Here is a 20845-nt window from a genome sequence, read left to right as displayed (position 1 = left end):
GTCCGGAGCGCACCGGCGCGTCGCCGGCGGAGCCCTAGGCTGGCAGCGTGCCCGCATCGACGCCCGCTCCCGCCGCCGGCCGGCCGACCCCGGAGTCGCCGACGAGCCGCCTCCTGCGCGCGAGCTTCGCCACCGAGGAGGCCGTCTACGGCGTCATCCTCGTCGCCGGCCTGATCGCTGTCTCGGGCGTGCACGGCGCGACCTCGTTCACCGTCTTCACCACGGTCATGATCACGGTCGTCGTGTTCTGGCTCGCCCACCTCTACGCCGGCACGGTCGCCGGGCACGGCCTCGCGCACGACCGCATCGTCGGCATCCGCGAGTCGTTCCGCGCCGCCTTCCGCCGCTCGCTCGGACTGCTGCTGTCCGCCCTCATCCCCTCGAGCATCCTGCTCTTCGGCGCCGCCCGCGTCATCGACGACCGGGCCACCATCTGGGTGGCCCTGTGGACGTGCGTCGCGGTGCTCGCCGTGCTCGGCTTCATCGCCTTCCAGCGCCGAGGCGCCCCGTGGCCCATCCGCGTGCTCGGTTCGCTCACGACCGCCGCGTTCGGCGTCGTGATCATCGTCGCGAAAGCCCTCATCCACTGACATGGAACGGACGAACGACCCCATGCCCGACGCGCCCCGCGGCTTCGACTTCTTCAGCGCCGGCGAACTCCCCGCCCCGAACCTGCCCGCCGCCGAGGTCGCGGCCATCGCCCGGGAGCACTGGGGGATCGCGCTCGCGCTCGAGCCGCTCGGCAGCCAGCAGGACCAGAACTTCCTCGCCCGCGCCGTCGGCGACGGCTCGCCGGATGCCTCGACCGGCACCCCGATCGGCGTCGTGAAGATCACGAACCCCGCCTTCGGCGCGGAGGAGCTCGCCGCCCAGGACGCGGCCGCGGCCCGGATCGCCGAGGCATCCCCGGCCCTCCGCATCGCGACGACGCTCCGCGACGCGGAGGGCGCTCCGCTGCACGCCCGCGCCGAGACGAGCGAGGGCGGCCTCGACCTCCGCCTGCTGCGCTTCCTCGAGGGCGGCACCCTCACCGGCGACGCGTACCTCGCCCCCGCGGTCGTCGCCGGGCTCGGCGAGCTCGCCGCGAGCTCGGTGCTGGCGCTCGCGGACTTCGACCACGCGGGGCTCGACCGAGTGCTGCAATGGGACCCGCGGGTCGCGGACCGCGTCGTCGCGCTCCTCGCAGCCCACCACCCGGATGCCTCGCGGCGCGCCCTCGTCGAGGACGCGACGGCGGAGGCCTGGGCCGTGCTCGCGCCGCTCGCCGACACGCTGCCGATGCAGGCCGTGCACCTCGACCTCACCGACGACAACGTCGTGTGCCGCACCGAGCGCGGCATCCGCCGCCCTGACGGCATGATCGACTTCGGCGACGTGACCCGCAGTTGGGCGGTCGCCGAGCTCGCGATCTCGATCTCCTCGGTGCTGCACCACGACGGGGCGGAGCCCGTGTCGGTGCTGCCCGCCGTGCGCGCCTTCCACGCCCGTCGCCCGCTCAGCGAAGCCGAGATCGCCGCGATCTGGCCGATCGTGGTGCTGCGGGCCGCGGTGCTCGTCGTGAGCGGCGAGCATCAAGTGCAGCTCGACGGCGGCGAGAACGCGTACGCGGCCGCGGGCATCGCCCGCGAGTGGCGCATCTTCGAGCGCGCCACGTCGGTGCCCCTCGCGGTCATGACGGCCGTCATCGCCGACGCCCTCGCCGAGGACGGCGGCGGCGCGGCGACCACGACGACCGCGGCGGGCGAACGCCCCGGCGTCGCGCGGCTCGACGTCTCCGTGTTCGCCGACGAGGTCGACGCCGGCGCGTGGCTCGACGGCGTCGAGCTCGAGGAACGGCTCGCCGCCCGCGCGCTCGACGCCGGGGCATCCGCCGCCTGGCTGCCCCGCGCCGTGCCGCGGCTGACCGCGAGCATCCGCCGCTCGGCGGAGTCGGCCGCGACGATCCCGCTCGGCGTCGACGTGTGGTTCGCCGAGCAGACCCGCCTCGAGGCATCCGAGCATCTGATCCTCGACGGTGCACTGCAGGAGGCCGACGGCGAGTGGATCGCGCCCGCGCGCACCCGCGTGCGCGCCCGCCTCGGCCGCCCCGACGCGCCGCACCTCGTGCGCCCCGAGTACGCCGCGGGCTGGCTCGCCGTCACCGACGACCCCGCGCCGATCCTCGGGCTCGCTGACCCGGCCACTCCATCCGCGACCGCACCGGGCGCACGCACCGCCCCGTCGCTCCTCGCCCGCCGCGAGGCCTCCTTCGCCGAGGTGCAGGAGCACTACTACGACGCCCCGCCGCAGATCGAACGCGGCTGGCGCGAACACCTCGTCGGCACCGACGGCCGCGTCTACCTCGACATGGTGAACAACGTCACGCCGCTCGGGCACGGGCACCCGGGCGTCGCCGACGCCGTCGCCCGGCAGCTGCGCCGGCTGAACACGAACTCGCGCTTCCACTACGCGGCGGTCGTGGAGTTCTCGGAGCGGCTCGCCGCGCTCCTGCCCGAGCCGCTCGACACCGTGTTCCTCGTGAACTCGGGATCGGAGGCCGCCGACCTCGCCATCCGCGTCGCCCTCGCCGCCACCGGCCGGCGCGACGTCGTCAGCGTCCTCGAGTCCTACCACGGCTGGACGTACGGCTCGGACGCCGTCTCGACCTCGATCGCCGACAATCCGAACGCGCTCGCCACCCGCCCGGACTGGGTGCACCCGATCGAGGCGCCGAACCCGTACCGCGGGCGCTACCGCGGCGCCGACGCCGCCCGCTACGCGCCGGAGGCCGCCGCCGCGATCCGCGAGCTCGCCGCCTCGGGCCGCCCGCCCGCCGCGTTCATCGCAGAGACCTTCACCGGCAACGCCGGCGGCATCCCGCTGCCCGACGGCTACCTCGCCGAGGTCTACTCCGCCGTGCGCGCCGAGGGCGGCCTCGCGATCGCCGACGAGGTGCAGGCCGGCTACGGGCGGCTCGGCGAGTGGTTCTGGGGCTTCGAGCAGCAGGGCGTCGTGCCCGACGTCGTCGCCGTCGCGAAGGCGATGGGCAACGGCCACCCCCTCGGCGCCGTCATCACGAGCCGCGAGATCGCGGCGCGGTTCCGCACGCAGGGCTACTTCTTCAGCTCCACGGGCGGGAGCCCGGCGTCCTCGGTCGCCGGCCTCGCCGTGCTCGACGGCTACGCCGAGGAGGGGCTGCAGCAGCACGCGGCCGAGACCGGCGCGTACCTCAAGGGCCTCCTCGAGGAGCTGCAGACCCGGCATCCGCTCATCGGCACCGTGCACGGGCTCGGCCTCTACCTCGGCGTCGAGTTCGTGCGCGACCGTGAGACCCTGGAGCCCGCGACCGAGGAGACCGCGGCGATCTGCGACCGCCTGCTCGAGCTCGGCGTCGTGATGCAGCCGACCGGCGACCACCAGAACGTGCTGAAGACGAAGCCGCCGCTCGTCATCACCAGGGAGAGCTGCGACTTCTTCGTCGCGATGCTCGACCGGGTGCTCGCGGAGGGTTGGTGACGCGCCGCGACGTCGCCCGCCCCGCGTCATCCCTAGACTGAGCCCGTGCTGCCCCTCGTCGTCTCCGTCGCGCTCGTGCCGGCGATCGTCATCCTGGCGTTCGGCGTCGCGGTGCGGCTGGTCTCCAGGCAGCCGGCGGTCTCGCCCGTCGTGCAGTACCTTCCCGACCGCGCGTCGACGGTGCTCCGCGACGCGCTCCTCGCCGACGCCGACCGCCGCGCGGTGCCCGCGGCCCTGATCGATCTGGCGGTTCGGCGCAAGATCCGGCTGGTGGCGGATGCCTCGGCCGGCGACCGGGCGCCGATCGGCGTCGTCATCGTGCCCGGCGCCCGCTTCACGCCCGAGGAGTACGCCGTGCTCGAGGCGCTCGTCGGCCCCGACCACGTGCCGGGACGGCTGCGCCGCTTCTCCGCCGAGCGCCGGGCCCTCGGCCTGCGGATCAAGGCGCTGCTGCGCTTCACGGAGGACTCGCTCGCCCGGGAGGGGCTCGTCGCCACCCGCCGCATCAGCTGGCCGGGCACGACGCTCACGGTGCTCGCGTACCTCGGCATGCTCTCGGAGGCGGTGCTCATCGTCTTCACCCTCGTCGCGAACGACTGGCTCGCGCTCTGCGTGACGCTCGTCGCGACCACGGCGACGATCCTCACCGTGATCATTACCCCCGCGTCCTGGCGGAAGTACCTGCCCGCGGCGCGTCCGAAGCGGGAGCACCTCGACGGGCTGCGCCAGTACCTCGTGGCCGTAGAGACGGATCGTCTGCGGGAGCTGCAGTCGCCGCGCGGCGCACAGCTCGTGCCGGAGTCGGCAGACAGCGCCCCGGCGGCGGCACCGGCGGCGGGCGGCGAGCTGAACGCCCCCGGCGGCGACGCCCTGGTGCGCTTCCACCTGCACGAACGACTCCTGCCGTACGCCGTCGTGTTCGGCGTCGAGCGGGAGTGGGCGGCGAAGCTGAAGCTCGAGGCCGCCGAGGCCGCGAACGCTCCGGGCGCTTCGAACGGCGAGACGCTGGCCGCGCTCGGCGAGCTCACGGCCGAGCTCGCCCAGCTCATCGAGCTCGCGGGCGGCGCCGGCGAACTGCTCGCCTCCCTCGGCGAGCTGCGCGACGCCGGCGGCGAGGTGATCGCGGACGCGGGCGCCTTCTTCGACGCGCTCAACCCGTGAGCCCAGTGACCGCCCCCGCACCGCGAGAGGAGCCGAGATGACCAAGCAGGAGCCCGAGCAGGAGCCGGAGCCGACCGAGACCTCGGTCGCCGAGCACGAACTGCGGATCGACGTCGACGGGACCCCGGTCTCGGCGGTCGCGACGCGACCGGACGACGCGCTCGCCATGGTCGTCGTCGCGCACGGGGCCGGGGCCGGCATGGCGCATCCGTTCATGTCGGGCTTCACCCGGGCGCTCACCCGCCTCGGCTTCGCGACCCTGCGCTTCAACTTCGCGTACGTCGAGGCCGGACGGCGGATGCCCGGACGGCCAGCCGCGGCGATCGCCGCGTGGCGGACGGCGGTCGAGACAGCCCATGGACTCGCCGCCGACGCCGGTGCCGCCGAGGAGCGGATCTGGGCGGCGGGCAAGTCGTACGGCGGGCGGATGGCCTCCATGGCGGTGGCCGAGGGGATGCCGGTCGACGGGCTCGTCTACCTCGGCTATCCGCTGCACGCGCCGGGCAAGGCGGGCCAGCTCCGTGACGCGCATCTCTACGGCGTGACGACGCCGATGCTGTTCCTGCAGGGCACGAACGACCCGTTCGCGACGCCGAACTCCGAGCTCGACGAGGTCGTCGCCCGCATCGGCCCGACGGCCGTGCTCGAGTGGCTCGACGGCGCCGGGCACTCCTTCGAGGTGAAGGGGAGGAAGCGCGCGCCCGCCGAGATCGCTGCGGAGCTCGCCCCGCTCGTCGCCGACTTCGTCCGTCCCCGGCTCGCCTGAGCTGCGACGTCGCGAGGACGGCGCGCGCCGGCGCCGGACGGTGGCGATTCGCGCGAGCTCGCGAGCGGACCGGGCGCGCTACGGCACGAGGATGAGCTTGCCGCGCACGTGCCCGGTCTCGCTGAGCCGGTGCGCCTCGGCGGCCTCCGAGAGGGGAAGCAGCTGCGCGATCTCGACGTCGAAGCGCCCGGCGGCGAGGAGCAGCGCGGCGAGCGGCACGGCGTCCGCGCGCAGTCCGAGCTCCTCCGGCGTGAGCGGGATCGGGCTGCCGCCGCTCCAGGCGCGGATGCCGAGTTCCGCCGCCTGCGGCCCGAGCACGATGGTGCCGATGCGGGCCGGGTCGCCCACGAAGCGCTTCGAGACGGCAATCGCCTCGTCGGTGCCGACGAGGTCGAGGGCGGCGTCGACGCCGCCGGGGGCGAGCGCCTGGACGCGCTCGGCGAGCCCGTCACCGTACGTCACGGGTTCGGCCCCCAGCTCGCGCAGCCGCTCGTGATTGCGTTCACTCGCCGTCGCGATGACGCGGGCGCCGACCCGGCGGGCGAGCTGGATGGCGGCCTGGCCGACCGCTCCCGCGCCGGCGTGCACGAGCACGGTCTCACCGGCGGAGACGTCGAGGGAGACGAGCGCCTGGTGGGCGGTACCGACCGGGATGCCGAGCGCCGCAGCCTGCTCGAAGGAGATCTCGGCGGGCTTCGGCGTGAGCAGGGCGGCGTGCACGGCGACCTCGCTCGCGTAGGTGCGGGCGGCCCAGGCGACGATGACCTCGTCGCCCGGCTGCCAGGCGGCCACGCCCTCGCCGACGGCGGTGATGACGCCCGAGGCATCCGCCCCCGGCCGGCGCGGCGTCGTGATCGGCCCGCTCGGCCGGAACGCGCGGCGCACCTTGGCGTCGATCGGGTTCACCCCGATCGCGCGCACGGAGACGACCACCTCGCCCGGACCCGCTTCGACCGCCGGGACCTCCCGGTACCGCAGCACCTCGGGTCCGCCGAACTCCTCGTACTCGATCGCGAAAGCCATGCGCCCAGCCTAGGCAGGCCGGGCGCACGGCGGTCGCGGATGACGCCGGGCTACCCGGCCGCTACCCCGCCAGACGCGGGGTGCGCGGCGGCTCGGTGCGGCGGTCGCCCGTCGCCTCGAAGGCCGCGGCGAGCGCGAGCAGCGCGGTGTCGTCGTACGCGCGCCCGGCGAGGGTGAGGCCGACCGGCATGCCGATGTCGGCCATGGTGCCCATCGGCACGGTCACCGTCGGGATCCCGAGGTGGCGCGGCACGAGATTGCCGTTCGCGACCCAGACGCCGTTGCGCCAGCCCAGCTCGGCCGAGGCCTCGTTCACGTCCATGTCGGCGGGGCCGACGTCGGCGACGGCCGGGAACGCGACCGCGTCGAGACCGAGGCCGTCCATCCACTCCTCGAGGTCGATGCGGCGGGTCTCCTCGAGCCCGCGGACGCCCGACTCGAGCTCGGGGATCTCCGTGAACGACGCGTACGGGTGCTCGCGCACCTGCTCGGGGTACGCCGCGATGTCGTCGTCGAAGCCGTCGACCCGGTCGGGCAGCGCACCCTCGGGGTGCGGGAAGATCTGCGCGCCGTCGACGCCGACCAGGGTGCGCAGCGCCGGGTCGCCGTTGGCCTGCAGGAAGTCCTCCCACGCCCAGGCGGAGAGGTCGAGGATCTCGCGCTGGAGGAACGCCTCGGAGACGAGACCGCGGGTCTTCACGGTCGGTGCGCCGGGCCGGTCGCCCTCGTAGTTCGTGACGACGGGGAAGTCGACGAGCACCACCTCGGCGCCGGCGGCCTCGAGGTCGCGGCGCGCGGCCTCCCACAGCTCCATCACCGAGGCGCGCGTCTCGATGCGCTGGCCGGTCGGTCCGCCGATGCCGCCGTCGGGGTTCGTGCCCGCCTCGGGGTCGGCGTTGACGTACATCCGGGGCACGCCGATGCGCTTGCCGGCGAGCCCGGCGCGTGCGGCCTCCGCGTCGCTCGGCAGGAGGGCGGGGTACGACGCGGGACGCACCTCGGACGCCGCCGGGATGCGCACCCACGGCTGCGCGCGCCAGAAGTCGCCGCGCGTGTCGGGGTCGTCGGCGACGATCACGTCGAGCAGCTCGAAGAGGTCGGCCATAGTGCGGGTATGCGGCACGACGACGTCCATCGTCGGCACGAGCGGCCAGTTGCCGCGCACCGAGATCACGCCGCGGGAGGGCGTGTAGGCGCAGAGGGCGTTGTTCGTCGCCGGCCCCCGGCCGCTCGACCAGGTCTCCTCGCCGAGGCCGAACGCCCCGAAGGAGGCCGCGGTCGCCGTGCCCGAGCCGTTGGACGAGCCGGAGCCGAAGGCGGCGGTCAGGAACTCGGCGTTGTACGGGCTCTCGGCGCGGCCGTAGACGCCGCGCTGCATGCCGCCGTTCGCCATCGGCGGCATGTTCGTCAGGCCGATCAGCACCGCGCCGGCGTCGCGCAGCCGCTGGATGGTGAACGCGTCGCGCTGCGCGACGAGGTGCTCGAAGGCCGGGCTGCCCGCCGCGGCGGTGAGCCCCTGCGCGAGGTAGCTGTCCTTCGCGGTGTAGGGGATGCCGTCGAGCGGACCGAGCGTCTCGTCGCGGGCGCGGCGGGCGTCGGAGGCCTCGGCGTCGGCGCGGGCGGCCGGGTTCATCACGACGAGCGCGTTGAGCGCCGTCGGGGTGCCGGGGGCGTCGTAGGCGGCGATGCGGGCGAGGTAGGCGTCGAGCAGCTCGACCGAGGTGGTCTCGCCGGACTCGAGGGCGGCGCGGAGTCGGGCGATCGGCGCCTCGACGACGTCGAAGCCGCTCATCGGGCGACCCCCTCGACCGTGGGCTGCTGCTGCGTGATGCAGTGGATGCCGCCGCCCCGGGCGAAGATCGGCCGAGAGTCGACGGTGACGGCCCGGCGGCCGGGGTAGGCGGCCTCGAGGATCTCGCGGGCGCGGGCGTCGGCCGCCTCCTCGCCGAAGCCGCACGCGATGATGCCGTCGTTCACGACGAGGTGGTTGACGTAGCTGTAGTCGACGAAGCCCTCCTCGTCGCGCAGCGTCTCGGGGGCGGGGAGGTCGACGACCTCGAAGCTGCGGCCCGCGGCATCCGTCGCCGCTTCGAGCACCCGGCGGATCTCGCGCGAGACCTCGAAGTCGGGGTGCTCGGGGTTCTGCTGCGCGTGCAGCAGCACGGTGCCCGGCGCCGTGATCGTCGCGACGATGTCGACGTGGCCGTTGGTGCCGAACTCGTCGTAGTCGCGGGTGAGGCCGCGGGGCAGCCAGACGACCTTCGTCGCCCCGATCGTGCGGGCGAGCTCGGCCTCGACGCGGGCCCGGTCGGCGAAGGGGTTGCGGCGCGGGTCGAGCTGCACGGTCTCGGTGACGAGCACGGTGCCCTCGCCGTCGACGTGGATGCCGCCGCCCTCGTTCACGAGCACGGAGCTGACGAGCTCGGCGCCGGCGTGCGCCGCGGCGAAGCGCGCGATCTCGGCCGACTTGCGCCACTCGGCCCACTCGGGCGCGCCCCAGCCGTTGAAGATCCAGTCGACGGCGCCGAGCACGCCCGGGCGCTCGTCGTCGAGCACGAAGGTGGGGCCGAAGTCGCGCATCCAGAACTCGTCGAGCGGCGCCTCGAGGAGTTCGATCTCGGAGCTCAGCATGCGGCGAGCGCGCGCGATCTCGCTCGGGTCGACGACCATCGTGACCGGCTCGAACTCCGCGACGGCGTGCGCGACGGCCGTCCACGCGTCGTACCCCGTCTGGCGGAAGGCCTCGCCCTCGCCGAGGGTGAGCCCCTCGCGCGGAAACGCCATCCAGGTGCGGTCGTGCGGTGCGGTCTCAGAGGGCATGCGCCAGCTCATCGGGGAGCCTCCACTTCGAGGTCGGGATGCCTCGGGAGCCGCGGCATCACGTCTAGGTTCGCAGATTCTATTGACCAAATGATCAATATCCAGGTCGAGAGTACCTAGAATGAGGGAACCATGTCAACGCCGATGCGCCAGCGCGCCCCCAGGATGTCGCCCGCCGAACGGGCGCTCTCCATCGCGAACGCCGCGCGCGAGCTCGCGCTCGAAGCCGGCCTCTCCGCGGTGACGCTGCGCGCGGTCGGGGCGCGTGCCGGGGTCGCCCCCGCGCTCGTCGCCCACTACGTGCCGAGCATGGACGTGCTCATCGCCCGCACCTTCGGTTCCGTCGTCACGGCGGAGATCGCCGAGATCGAGGCGCTGCTCGACGGCATGCCGGGACCGCGCGCGCAGCTCGGCGCGCTCGTGCGCACGATCCTCGACGGCAGCCGCGACGACGTGACGCTCGTCTGGGTCGAGGCGTGGGCGCTCGGCCGGCGCAACGAGACGCTCGCGGCCGAGGTGCGCGCGCAGATGGATGCCTGGCAGGGCGTCATCCAGGACGTCATCTCCGCCGGGGTCGCCGCCGGCGAGTTCGACACCGAGGACCCCGCCGCGGTCGCCTGGCAGCTGCTCGGCATGGTCGACGGCCTGAACGCGCAGGCGCTCGTGCGCTGGGGCGACACGAGCGATCGCGGCTCGCTCATCAGCCACGCCGTCGAGGGCATGCTCGGGCTGCCCCGCGGCGCCCTCGACGAGCCCGGCGCGTAGGCGCCGCGGGCGCCGCCCGCAGGCTCGCGCCCACCGCTCAGTCCGGGTGGGCGTCGAGCCACTCGCGGCCGAGCTTCGGCGGCGCCATCAGCAACCACGCCTCCTCGACGAGCTCCTCGAGGCGCCGATCGGAGATGCGGTCGAGGCGCGCGAGGATCGCCGCCCAGCCGTCGAAGTGGTGGATGGTGAAGAACACCGCGGGGTCCTCCTCGACGAGCGCCAGCTTCACCGCCTCGTCCTCCACCCGCGCGCCCATGATCGGCCCGGGCTGCTCGTCGAGTCCGAGCTCCGCCAGGTCGGTCTTGCGGAGCGGGCGCTCCCAGACGAAGCCCCTCCCGTGCACCCGCCAGTGCGCCGAGCCCCAGCTCGTGCCCTCGCTCGTGTCGGGCAGGGCGAGCGCGAGACGGCGCAGATCGTCCCAGTCGGCCATGGCGCACACCCTACGCCGATGACGTGTCGGACGCACCGGCTAGCGTGGAGGCATCCCGAACGAAGGAGCCCGATGTACCTGCTGAACGGCTCCGTCGTGACGAGCGCGAGCGACCTCAAGAAGGCGAGCGACTGCGAGTTCGCCTTCCTGCGGGAGCTCGACCAGAAGCTCGGCCGCGACGCGCTGTTCGCGCCGCTCGACGACCCCATGCTGCGCCGCGCCGGCGAGCTGGGCGACGCGCACGAGCTGCGGGTGCTCGAGCGGTACCGGGCCGAGTTCGGCGAGGGCGTCGTCGAGATCGAGCGGCCCGACGTGCGCGACCTCGAGCAGGTGGCCGCCGCGGTCGCCGCCACGAACGCCGCGTTCGCCGCCGGCGCGCCCGTCGTGTTCCAGGCGACGTTCGCCGAGCCCGACTTCATCGGCTTCGCCGACTTCATCGTGCGCCGGCCCGACGGCGCCTACCGGGTGCAGGACTCCAAGCTCGCCCGGCACGCCCGCGTCACGGCGCTGCTCCAGCTCGGGGCCTACGCCGAGCAGCTCGCCCGCCTCGACGTGCCGGTCGACGACACCGTCGAGCTGCTCCTCGGCGACGGCTCGGTGAGCGCGCACTCCCTCCGCGACATCCTTCCGGTCTACCGTGCGCGGCTCGCCCGCCTGCGCCGCATCGTCGCCGAGCGCGAGGCCGACACCGCCGCGGTCGCCTGGGGCGATCCGCGCTACACGCACGACGGGCGCTGCCCCACCTGCGAGCTCGAGGTGCAGGCCAACCGCGACGTGCTGATGGTCGGCGGCCTCCGCACCACGCAGCGCGAGCCCCTCGCAGCCGCGGGCATCACGACGATCGACGCGCTCGCCGCGTCGTCCGGCCCCGTGCCGCATCTCGCCGAGGCGACGCTCGAGAACCTGCGCGCCCAGGCGCGCCTGCAGCTGCGGGCCGAGTCCGAGCTGGCGGCGGCCGAGGCGTCCGGCGCCTGGCGCGAGGGCGATCCGCCGCTCGCGCCGCCCGTGCAGCTCCGCGAGGCCCGCGCGATCGCCGCGATCCCCGAGCCGAGCCCCGGCGACCTGTTCTTCGACTTCGAGGGCGACCCGCTCTACACCGAGGGCGACGGCACGAAGTGGAACCTCGACTACCTCTGGGGCATGGTCGACACCGGCGAGCAGTACACGGCCTTCTGGGCGCACTCCTTCGCCGAAGAGCGCGAGGCGCTCGTGCGATTCCTCGAGCTCGTGAAGCTGCGCCGCCAGGCGCACCCGGGGCTGCACATCTTCCACTACGCGAGCTACGAGCGCACGCATCTGACCGCCATCGCCGCCCGGCACGGCGTGGGCGAGGCCGAGGTCGACCAGCTCCTCGCCGACGGCGTGCTCGTCGACCTCTACCCGATCGTGAAGCGCGCGGTGCGGGTGGGCAGCCGCTCATACTCCATCAAGAAGCTCGAGCCGCTCTACATGGGCGCCGAGCTGCGCGAGGCCGACGTCAAGTCGGGCGCCGACTCCATCACCGAGTACGTGCGGGCGAGCGAGCTGCAGGCGGCGGCGCAGCTCGGGGGCGATGCGGATGCCGCGGCCGAGGCCGCCCGCATCCTCGCCGACCTCGCCGACTACAACCGCTACGACTGCGTCTCCACGCTGCGGCTGCGGGACTGGCTGCTCGAGCTGGGCCGAGGGGCCGGCGTCGCCCCCGTGCCCGGCGCGCTGCTCGCCGACCGGGCACCCGGCCGCATCTACGAGGCCTCGCCGCTCGCGCTGCGCCTGCGGGCCATGGTGCAGCAGCGCGAGGCGGCCCGCCCGACCCTCGACGGCGTCCGGCGCGACGCCGACACCGAGGCGCTCGCACTCGCCTCCGCCGCGATCGACTACCACGCCCGCGAGGCCAAGAGCTTCTGGTGGTCGCACTACCTGCGCTGCGACCAGCCCGTCGAGAGCTGGGAAGACCATCGCGACGTGCTCGTCGTCGATCCGGCGCGGTCGCGTGCGCTCGGCAACTGGTACGAGGAGCCGCGCTGGCAGAGCGCCCGCCGCGAGCTGCTGCTCGACGGGCATGTCGCCCCCGGCTCGCGGTTCAGCCCGGGTGCCGAGGTCTTCCTCCTCTACGACTGGCCGGCGCCGTTCGACGCCCAATCCGCCCGCCCCGGGCAGCGGGCCTGGTCGAACGCCGTCGTGGTCGAGGCCGGCGACGCCGGGGTGCGAGTCGAGGAGCGCGGTCAGCCGGGGCGCACCTGGCGCGACCTCCCGGTCGCGATCGCGCCCGGCGCTCCCCCGCGGGCCGATGCCCTGCGCGACGCCATCGCCGAGTGGGCGGCGGCGATCCCGACGCTCGACCCGGTGCTCCCCCGCACCCCGGCGATGGACGTGCTGCGCCGGCGCCCGCCGCGCACCACGGGCTCGCTCGCGCCGGTCGGCGCCGCGCACGACTACCTCGCCGCCGTCGTCGACTCGGTGCGCCGGCTCGAGCACTCCTACCTCGCCGTGCAGGGCCCGCCGGGCACCGGCAAGACCTACCTCGCCGCCCACGTCATCGCCAGGCTCGTGCGCGAGCACGGCTGGCGCATCGGCGTCGTCGCGCAGTCGCACACCGTCGTCGAGCACCTGCTCGAGGCGATCGTCGGCGCGGGCCTCGACGCGGGGCTCGTCGGCAAGGCCGTGAAGGACCCGGCCGAGGCGGGCCTGCGCGCGTTCACCGCGTTCGCCCGGAAAGACGAGCTCACCGCGTTCGTCTCGGAACGGCCCGACGGCCATGTCGTCGGCGGCACCGCGTGGGACTTCTGCAACGTGCGCCGCATCCCGCGCGGGTCGCTCGACCTGCTCGTCATCGACGAGGCGGGCCAGTTCTCGCTCGCCTCCACGATCGCGGTCTCGGTCGCGGCCCGCAATCTGCTGCTGCTCGGCGACCCGCAGCAGCTCCCGCAGGTGAGCCAGGCGCTGCACCCGGAGCCGGTGGACGCCTCGGCCCTCGGCTGGGTCGCCGACGGCCACGACGTACTCCCGGCCGAGTTCGGCTACTTCCTCGCCGAGAGCCGGCGCATGCACCCGGCCGTCGCGGCCCCCGTGTCGCGGCTCTCCTACGAGGGCGAGCTGCAGTCGCACCCCGTCGCCGCGAGCCGCTCGCTCGACGGCGTCGCGCCCGGCCTCACACCCATCCCGGTCGAGCACGAGGGCAACTCGACGCACTCGCCGGAAGAGGCGCGCGCGGTCGTCGAGCTCGCCCGCTCGCTGCTCGGGCGCGAGTGGCACGACGCGGACGACTCCGCCGACGGTCCGGTCCGCGCCGCGCCCCGGCCGCTCGAACCCGCCGACCTCATCGTCGTCACCCCGTACAACGCGCAGCTCGGCGTCGTGCGGGAGGCGCTCGACGCCGCCGGCCTGCACGAGGTGCCGGTGGGCACGGTCGACAAGTTCCAGGGGCAGGAGGCGGTGATCGCGATCGTGTCGCTCGCGGCGTCCTCCGCCCGTTCGGCCCCGCGCGGGCTCGAGTTCCTCCTGCTGAAGAACCGGTTGAACGTCGCGATCTCGCGGGCGAAGTGGGCGGCGTACCTCGTCTACTCGCCCGGGCTGCTCGACGGGCTCCCGCACCGAGCCGAGGGGGTGGCCCAGCTCAGCGGCTTCCTGCGCCTCGTCGGCCGCGCCTGAGCCAGCAGCGGCGTCGGCACGGCTCGGTCGGTGCAGCAGCGTCGGCCGCGCCTGAACGAGGTGCCCGGCCGGGCTCAGCCCCCGACGAGCTTCGTCACCGCGGCGTCGATGCGGCGCTGCCGGGTCTCCGCCGCCTTGGCCTGCTCGATGGCGGTGACGTGCGCCTTCTTGTGACTCGGCGCCAGCGCCTCGAACGCCGCCACGGCACCCGGGGCCGCTTCGAGCGCGGCCTGGAAGTCCGCGGGCACCTCGACGGTGCGCGGCGCCGTGTCCAGCTCCACCTCGACCTCGATGGCGTCGCCACCGCCGATGCCGGTCTCCCTCCGCTTGTCCGAGCTGAACGGGATGAGCGAGCGCCCGCCCATCACTCCCACCGTGCTGCGGTACTCGTAGCCGTTCACCCGCACGAGCACGGGCGGCCGCTTGCCGCCGCCGAGCGCCTCGATCACCTCGGGCGGCACCTCGATGCCCGTGTTGTTGCCCAGCTGGGACATCGTCGTCTCGAATCGCATGCCGCTAGTCTCCTCGCCCCACGACGCTCGGGAATACCCCAGCCAGGTAATGCGTACAGTATCGATGTGACTGCAACTGCTGCGAACCCCGACCGGATCACCATGTACGGCGCCGCCTGGTGCGGTGACTGCCGTCGCTCGAAGGCCCTCCTCGACCGACGCGGCGTCGACTACGAGTACGTCGACCTCGAGGTGCACGTCGAGGCGGCCGAGACGGCGAAGTCGATCTCCGGTCGCACGAACATCCCCGTCGTCGTCTTCCCGGACGGCACCCATTTCACCGAGCCCACCGACGCCGAGCTCGGCGCGAAGCTCGACGCCGTCGGCGCGTAGCCGAGGCCCTCAGCGCAGCGCGGGGATGACCTCGCGCTCGAAGAGCTCCAGCCCGCTGCGGTCGTAGGCCGCCTCCGGGAAGTAGTGGATCGCGTAGCCGAGGCCGCGCTCGCGCATGTCCCGGAGCCGCTCCACCACGGCGTCGACCGTGCCGACGGCGATCGCGGCATCCGCCCGGAAGTCGGCGATGAACTTCTCGGCGGCCGCCTCGCCCGCCGAGCCGGCGAGGCGCGCGTGCACGGCGTCGAGGCGGCGCTCCACGTCGGCCTCGTCGACGCCGACGACGGTGTTGAAGTTCGCCGAGCGGGTGATCTCCTCGAATGGACGGCCGAGCCGCTCGCAGTGCCCGCGCAGCACCTCGCTCTTGTGGCTGAACTCCTCGGGGCTGCCGTAGAAGTTCGTCGCGCTCGCGTACTTCGCCGCGATGCGGAGCGTCACCTTCTCGCCGCCGCCGGCGATCCACATGGGGATGCCGCCCTCCTGCAGCGGCTGCGGCTGCACGATCGCGCCGTCCACCTGGTAGTGCTCGCCGTCGAGCGTCGCGCTGCCCGACGTCCACGCCTGGTGCAGGATCTCGACCCCCTCGCGGAGCCGAGCGAGTCGCTCGGGCACCTCGGGGAAGCCGTAGCCGTACGCGCGCCACTCGTGCTCGTACCAGCCGGCGCCGATGCCCATCTCGACGCGTCCGCCCGAGACGAGGTCGACGGTCGCCGCGACCTTCGCGAGATAGGCGGGGTTCCGGTAGCTCATGCAGGTGCACATCTGACCGAGCCGTACGCGCGAGGTCGACGCCGCGAAGGCGGCCATCAGCGACCACGCCTCGTGCGTCGCCTCGTGCTCGCTCGGCACCGGCACGGTGTGGAAGTGGTCGTAGACCCAGATCGCCTCCCACGGCGACCCCTCGCGGTCGGCAAACTCGGCGAGGGAGCGCATCACGCCCCACTGCTCGCGGGGGTCGATGCCGACGAGGTCGTGACGCCAGCCCTGGGGGACGAACATTCCGAAGCGCATGGTCACGATCGTACGCGGGCGACCCCACCCTGAGGCCGGTTCAGCGCTCGCACTGAGGCCGCGCCGCCTCGGCCGGCGCTACCGTCTGCGGCATGACCCGGCCCACCTCCCCCGTGCTGTTCTGCGACTACCGCGCGGCCCGCTTCCGGGCGACGGCCGTGCGCTCCTGCGGCTCGCGCCTGATCCGCATCGCCGGTTCGGGACTCTGCCCGAGCCCCGGCTGGACCCTCGAGCTCGTCCCCGTGAACGGTGGGGTCGTGCCGCACCCCGATGCGCTCTGGCTGGCCGTGCGCGAGACCCCACCCGACGACGCGGTCCTCCGTTCCGACACCGTTACCTGGGTGGAGGCCTTCGTCGAGGACTCCGCCGCGACCGAGATCGTCATCCACCTCCCCGGGCGGGAACCGCTCGCCGTGGCCGTCGCCGAGCCTGCACCCGACCAGGCGGCCGCGGGCGAGCTGATCCGGGGCTGAGCCCCGGGCGACGCGAACGGCGGGATGCCTCGGCCGAGGCATCCCGCCGTTCCGCGCGGTGCGCGAGGTGCGCGCTCAGGCGAGGGCGAAGCGCAGCTCCGCCATCGCGGGCGCCGACCAGACGCCGCCGTCGAGCTCGCTGGCCCGAACGGTGACGACCTTGCCGCCCTTCGCGACGACGAGCAGAGCGAGCTGCGGCAGCAGGTCGCCCGCCGGGGTGCCGTCGGCCAGCGCCTCGCCGGCCCCGTGGTCGGTGGCGAACTCGATCGCGCCGGACTCCCGGTCGAGGGTGCCGTTGACCGAGGTGGTGAAGTCGAACCAGAAGGTCTCGACGGCGCCGTCGGCCGCCTCCCTCGCGATCGCCGCGAGGTCGCGCTCGACCCGTCCGGCACTGCCCTCGGCGAGCGCGCGGAGCGCCCGCTCCGCCTCGCGCACATTGAGCCGGCCGAGTTCGCGGCGGAGGATCTCGTCGAGCTCGGCCGCGCCGAGCCGGTCGGGCGAACCGGGCACCGCGACGACGCGGCGCGAGTTCCTGGTGTTCTGGAGGAAGAGGCTGAGCAGCGGCTCGGCGGCGAACACGAAGGCGGGCACCCGCTCGTCGGGGTCGCGTTCGAGCAGCTCCCGCCGGGCGACCTCGATGACGCGCTTCGAGTACTGGTCGAGGAGGGTCTTGCGGCCCTCGTCGCCGAGCAGGCGGCTGGCGCCGCCGAACTGGCTCGCGGTGCCGCGGTTCGAGCCCCGGGGCTTGTCCTCGCCGGGCTCGCGGTTGGTGGCCTCGTCGAGGTTCGCGGTGCCCTGCTGGTCGATCGGGAGCTTCACGGCGCGATCGGTCGGGGTCGCGTGCCAGAGCGCCCACTCGCTCGCCGAGATGGTGATGGCGAAGGCCTCCTGGTCCTGGCTCGGCGCACGCAGCAACTGCCCGAGCGTGAAGTGGGAGCCGACGTGCACGGCGTCGTCGAGCCGGTTCGGCAGCACGAACACCTCGCTCACGTCCGGCGAGACGAACAGCGCGAGCGAGCGGGCGAGGCCGCCCCAGAGCTGCTGGTCGCCGAGGATCCGGTCGCGCTCGGCGCGGATCGCGTCGAGCTCGGCGGTGTCGGCGCCGGCGCCCTTCAGGTGCTCGAGCGCCTCGTCGAAGCCGCTCTTGACCGCCACCTCGGCGCGTTCGCGCTCGCTCACCACGGGTGAGGTCGAGGCGTAGATCGTGACCGCCGGGTGATGCGCCCCCGCCAGCACCGAGAAATCCGCGGCCGTGGGCAGTTCGTAGTGGACCGTCATCCGTACCCCCTCGAGGATCGTGAGCGACGGCGATGTCGCTCCCTCCCCACCATAGGAAGGCGCACCGCTCGGCAACACCCCCAGCTGCGGCATCCGGATGGCATGTTCAGGATCGGCCGCTGGAATAGCGGCTGGCGCTCCCGGCGTTGGCACGAGTGATGACCACGACGCCGAAGCTCTCCGTCCTCGACCTCATTCCCGTCCGCGACGGCCAGACGAGTGCGGAGGCGGTGCGTGCCTCCATCGCGCTCGCCCGGCTCGCGGACCGCGCCGGCTACGAGCGGTACTGGTTCGCGGAGCACCACAACATGCCCTCGGTGGCCTCGACGACCCCGCCCGTGCTGATCGCGGCGGCCGCGGCGAGCACCGAGCGCATCCGGGTCGGCTCGGGCGGCGTGATGCTGCCGAACCATGCGCCGCTCGTCGTCGCCGAGCAGTTCGCGGCCCTCGAGGCGCTCGCCCCGGGCCGCATCGACCTCGGCATCGGCCGCGCGCCCGGCAGCGATCCGGTGATCACGCAGCTGCTGCGCATCTCGGGCCCGACGGCCGACGTCGACCGGTTCCCCGACCACATCGCCGACATCCTGGCGCTGCTCTCCCCCGACGGCGCGACGCTGCGGCTCACGAGCGGCCGGGAGTACGCGATCCAGGCGACGCCGGCGGCGACCGAGGTGCCGACGCTGTGGCTGCTCGGCTCGAGCGACTACTCGGCGAAGCTCGCGGCCGAGCTCGGGTTGCCGTACGTGTTCGCGAACCACTTCTCGGGCGAGGGGCTGGAGCGGGCGCTCGAGCTGTACCGAAGCGGCTACCGGCCGAGCGAGGCGCATCCCGAGCCGGAGACGTTCCTCACGGCGAACGTCGTCGTCGCGCCGACGGCCGAGGAGGCGGCGGAGCGTGCGCTCCCCCAGCTGCGGGCGATGGCGAGGCTCCGGCTGAGCCGGCCGATGCGCCCGCTCGAGACCGTCGACCAGGCGCTCGCAGCTCCCCGCGACTCCGACGCCGAGCAGCTCATCGACGCGATGCGGCACCGCTGGATCATCGGCGACGCGGATGCCGCGGCCGCCGAGCTGCGCACGCTCGCCACCCGGCACGGGGTCGAGGAGATCATGGTGTCGCCCGTGGCGGGCGCCCGTGCGGACGAGCCGCGCGACGCCGCCCCCGGCCGGGAGCAGTCGCTCACCCTGCTGGCGGAGGCGCTCGCGGCGTAGCCCGCCGGGGCCTGCCGCTCAGGGCCGGGGGAAGCGCAGTTCCACCTCGAGGCCGCCGCCGTCGCGGGCGACGAGCCCGAGCTCGGCGTCGTGCCGCTCGGCGATCGCCGCGACGATCGAGAGGCCGAGCCCACGGCCCTGCACGCCGCCGGTGGCGACCCGCCCCGGCGCGCGGAAGAACGGCTCGGTGAGGGCCGCGACGGCCTCCGGGGGCACGACGGGGCCGGTGTTCGCGACGCGCAGCCGCGCCGGCGAGGCATCCACCGGTCCCGTTTCGACGACGACCTCGCCGCCCGGCTCGTTGTGGCGGATCGCGTTCTGCACGAGGTTCAGCGCGAGCTGGCGCAGGAGCGGCGCGGAGGCGACGGCCGTCGCCGGGGCGAGCTCGCTGCGCACGCGGATGCCGGCGGCCTCGGCTTCCGGCACGAGCTCGGCGAGCACCTCGGACACGAGCCGGTCGAGCCGCACCGGGGCGGTCTCGATCGGGCCGCCGCGTTCGAGCTGCGAGAGGTCGAGCAGCGCCTCGACGGCGGCGATGCTGCGCTCGTTCACGAGCCGGAGGCGTTCGAGCAGCGCCCGCTCCGCGCCGTCGGGGTGGGCGCCGAGCGCGACGTCGAGCATCGTCCGCGTGGTCGCGAGCGGGGTCTGCAGCTCGTGCGAGGCGTTCGCGGCGAAGCGCCGGTGCGCGTGGAAGGCGCTCTGCAGTTCGCCGAGCATGTCGTCGAAGGTGTCGGCGAGGTCGGTGACCTCGTCCCGGGGTCCCGCGAGCGCCAGCCGGTGGTCGAAGCGGCCGCGGGCGGCCCGGCGGGCGGCGACCCCGATGTCGTGCAGGGGTTGCAGCACGCGGCCGGCGAGGGCCCAGCCCGCCCAGCTCCCGCCCGCCGCGAGCAGCACGAGCATGCCGGCCGCGACCCAGAGGTAGAGCTGTTGCAGATCGTCGCGCGATGCGACGACGATGCCGGGCGTCGTCGCGGTCGCGGCGAAGCCCGCGTCGTAGCTGACGTCGTCGGCCCACAGCCAGTCGGGCTGCGCCGGCTCGCGCGGCAACACCTGCACGGCCGTGCCGCCGACGAGGGCGACCGAGTCGGAGGAGAAGGCGTAGCTCGGCAGTACGCCGAGCGCGAAGTAGATGAAGCCGAGCAGGAGCGCGCTCGAGCCGACGAGGAGCCCCGAGTAGGTGAGCGCGAGCCGCGCCCGGATGGTGAGCCGGAACGGCCGCACCTCAGCCACGGCGGTCGGCCTCGACCGGTTCGCCGATCACATAGCCCACGCCGGGCACCGTGCGGATGGCCCAGGGCTCGCCGAGCTTGCGGCGGAGCGTGCTGATCGTGACCTTCACGGAGTTCGTGAAGGGGTTGGCGTGCTCGTCCCACGCCTTCTCCAGCAGGTACTCGGCGCTGCGCACCGTGCCGGGCTCGCGCAGCAGCACCTCGAGCACGGCGAACTCCTTGCGGGACAGCCGCACGACGCGCGGCCCGCGGAACACCTCGTGCCGCACCGGATCGAGGCGCACGTCGCCAGCGCGCAGCACGGGCGGCCGCGCCTCGAAGCGCCGCCGGGTGAGCGCGCGCAGCCTCGCGACGAGCTCGGGGAACTCGAACGGCTTCAGCAGGTAGTCGTCGGCGCCGAGCGCGAGGCCGTCGACCCGTTCCTCGAGCCGGCGGGCCGCGGTGAGCATGAGGATCGCGGGCCGGTTCGTGCGCGCGGCGAGCTCGGCGCAGACCTCGTCGCCGTGCAGCACCGGCAGGTCCCGGTCGAGCACGACGGCGTCGTAGTCGTTCACCTCGATCGCGGCGAGCGCCGCCTCGCCGTCGCCGGCGAGATCCGCGGCGATGGCGTGCTGCGCCAGTCCCGCCCGGATCGCTTCGGCGAGCATCGTCTCGTCTTCGGCCACCAGTACGCGCATCGAATCATCCCTCCGGCGACCATGGAAGCAGCCG

18 protein-coding genes are annotated in these 20845 nt (G+C 74.1%); 9 read left to right on the top strand and 9 right to left on the bottom strand.

Features of this window, described 5'->3' with window-relative positions; genetic code table 11:
- Positions 1-47 precede the first annotated feature (47 nt).
- The 4 genes from QSJ60_RS05055 to QSJ60_RS05040 are packed head-to-tail and all read left to right on the top strand — an operon-like array spanning position 48 to position 5422.
- Positions 48-590 (top strand): hypothetical protein, encoded by a 543-nt coding sequence (locus tag QSJ60_RS05055; protein ID WP_230763842.1) that lies wholly within the window; start codon positions 48-50, stop codon positions 588-590.
- A 22-nt stretch (positions 591-612) separates the two neighbouring features.
- Entirely contained in the window at positions 613-3495 is a 2883-nt protein-coding gene (locus QSJ60_RS05050) for an aminotransferase class III-fold pyridoxal phosphate-dependent enzyme (protein ID WP_285462848.1), read from the top strand.
- Between the two features lie 45 nt (positions 3496-3540).
- Positions 3541-4656 carry a DUF2207 domain-containing protein gene (locus tag QSJ60_RS05045; protein ID WP_285462847.1) on the top strand — a complete coding sequence of 372 codons (1116 nt, stop codon included), beginning with the start codon at positions 3541-3543 and terminating at the stop codon, positions 4654-4656.
- A 37-nt stretch (positions 4657-4693) separates the two neighbouring features.
- Positions 4694-5422 carry an alpha/beta hydrolase family protein gene (locus QSJ60_RS05040; protein ID WP_285462846.1) on the top strand — a complete coding sequence of 243 codons (729 nt, stop codon included), beginning with the start codon at positions 4694-4696 and terminating at the stop codon, positions 5420-5422.
- A gap of 78 nt (positions 5423-5500) precedes the next feature.
- On the opposite strand, the gene QSJ60_RS05035 is transcribed toward QSJ60_RS05040, so the two are convergent.
- The 3 genes from QSJ60_RS05035 to QSJ60_RS05025 all read right to left on the bottom strand — a co-directional run bounded on the left by QSJ60_RS05035 (position 5501) and on the right by QSJ60_RS05025 (position 9277).
- Positions 5501-6445, bottom strand: a complete 945-nt coding sequence (locus QSJ60_RS05035; RefSeq protein WP_230763835.1) for an NADP-dependent oxidoreductase — start codon at positions 6443-6445, stop codon at positions 5501-5503.
- A gap of 61 nt (positions 6446-6506) precedes the next feature.
- Positions 6507-8237, bottom strand: a complete 1731-nt coding sequence (locus QSJ60_RS05030) for an amidase (protein ID WP_285462845.1) — start codon at positions 8235-8237, stop codon at positions 6507-6509.
- Entirely contained in the window at positions 8234-9277 is a 1044-nt protein-coding gene (locus QSJ60_RS05025) for an agmatine deiminase family protein (protein ID WP_230763831.1), read from the bottom strand. The genes QSJ60_RS05030 and QSJ60_RS05025 overlap by 4 nt, the downstream gene beginning before the upstream one ends.
- A 120-nt stretch (positions 9278-9397) precedes the next feature.
- On the opposite strand from QSJ60_RS05025, the gene QSJ60_RS05020 reads away from it, so the two are divergent.
- On the top strand, positions 9398-10030 hold the full coding sequence (locus tag QSJ60_RS05020) for a TetR/AcrR family transcriptional regulator (RefSeq protein ID WP_230763830.1): 633 nt from the start codon (positions 9398-9400) through the stop codon (positions 10028-10030).
- Between the two features lie 37 nt (positions 10031-10067).
- On the opposite strand, the gene QSJ60_RS05015 is transcribed toward QSJ60_RS05020, so the two are convergent.
- Positions 10068-10460, bottom strand: coding sequence for an MmcQ/YjbR family DNA-binding protein (locus tag QSJ60_RS05015; RefSeq protein ID WP_285462844.1), 393 nt, complete (start codon positions 10458-10460; stop codon positions 10068-10070).
- A gap of 72 nt (positions 10461-10532) precedes the next feature.
- On the opposite strand from QSJ60_RS05015, the gene QSJ60_RS05010 reads away from it, so the two are divergent.
- Positions 10533-14090, top strand: coding sequence for a TM0106 family RecB-like putative nuclease (locus QSJ60_RS05010; protein WP_285462843.1), 3558 nt, complete (start codon positions 10533-10535; stop codon positions 14088-14090).
- A 74-nt stretch (positions 14091-14164) separates the two neighbouring features.
- Here the strand turns inward: QSJ60_RS05010 and QSJ60_RS05005 are convergent, their stop codons facing one another.
- Positions 14165-14602, bottom strand: coding sequence for a YdeI/OmpD-associated family protein (locus QSJ60_RS05005; protein WP_285462842.1), 438 nt, complete (start codon positions 14600-14602; stop codon positions 14165-14167).
- A gap of 66 nt (positions 14603-14668) precedes the next feature.
- Between QSJ60_RS05005 and QSJ60_RS05000 the strand changes: the two genes are divergently transcribed.
- Complete coding sequence (locus tag QSJ60_RS05000; RefSeq protein ID WP_373292238.1) at positions 14669-14935, top strand: glutaredoxin family protein; 267 nt, start codon at positions 14669-14671, stop codon at positions 14933-14935.
- A 9-nt stretch (positions 14936-14944) separates the two neighbouring features.
- Here the strand turns inward: QSJ60_RS05000 and QSJ60_RS04995 are convergent, their stop codons facing one another.
- Positions 14945-15946 carry an LLM class F420-dependent oxidoreductase gene (locus tag QSJ60_RS04995; protein ID WP_285462841.1) on the bottom strand — a complete coding sequence of 334 codons (1002 nt, stop codon included), beginning with the start codon at positions 15944-15946 and terminating at the stop codon, positions 14945-14947.
- Between the two features lie 92 nt (positions 15947-16038).
- On the opposite strand from QSJ60_RS04995, the gene QSJ60_RS04990 reads away from it, so the two are divergent.
- Positions 16039-16419, top strand: coding sequence for a hypothetical protein (locus tag QSJ60_RS04990; RefSeq protein ID WP_230763825.1), 381 nt, complete (start codon positions 16039-16041; stop codon positions 16417-16419).
- A 75-nt stretch (positions 16420-16494) separates the two neighbouring features.
- On the opposite strand, the gene QSJ60_RS04985 is transcribed toward QSJ60_RS04990, so the two are convergent.
- Positions 16495-17697 carry a hypothetical protein gene (locus QSJ60_RS04985; RefSeq protein WP_285462840.1) on the bottom strand — a complete coding sequence of 401 codons (1203 nt, stop codon included), beginning with the start codon at positions 17695-17697 and terminating at the stop codon, positions 16495-16497.
- A gap of 158 nt (positions 17698-17855) precedes the next feature.
- Between QSJ60_RS04985 and QSJ60_RS04980 the strand changes: the two genes are divergently transcribed.
- Positions 17856-18905 (top strand): LLM class flavin-dependent oxidoreductase, encoded by a 1050-nt coding sequence (locus tag QSJ60_RS04980; protein WP_285462839.1) that lies wholly within the window; start codon positions 17856-17858, stop codon positions 18903-18905.
- Between the two features lie 18 nt (positions 18906-18923).
- On the opposite strand, the gene QSJ60_RS04975 is transcribed toward QSJ60_RS04980, so the two are convergent.
- Complete coding sequence (locus QSJ60_RS04975; protein WP_285462838.1) at positions 18924-20135, bottom strand: sensor histidine kinase; 1212 nt, start codon at positions 20133-20135, stop codon at positions 18924-18926.
- Entirely contained in the window at positions 20128-20811 is a 684-nt protein-coding gene (locus tag QSJ60_RS04970; protein ID WP_230763821.1) for a response regulator transcription factor, read from the bottom strand. The genes QSJ60_RS04975 and QSJ60_RS04970 overlap by 8 nt, the downstream gene beginning before the upstream one ends.
- Positions 20812-20845: the final 34 nt, after the last annotated feature.

Origin of the sequence: Agromyces sp. NBRC 114283 (assembly GCF_030268405.1) — a bacterium.
Classification (GTDB): Bacteria; Actinomycetota; Actinomycetes; order Actinomycetales; family Microbacteriaceae; genus Agromyces; species Agromyces mediolanus.
The sequence above is the reverse complement of the archived record's forward strand: the minus strand, read 5'-3'. Positions and strand labels throughout refer to the sequence as shown.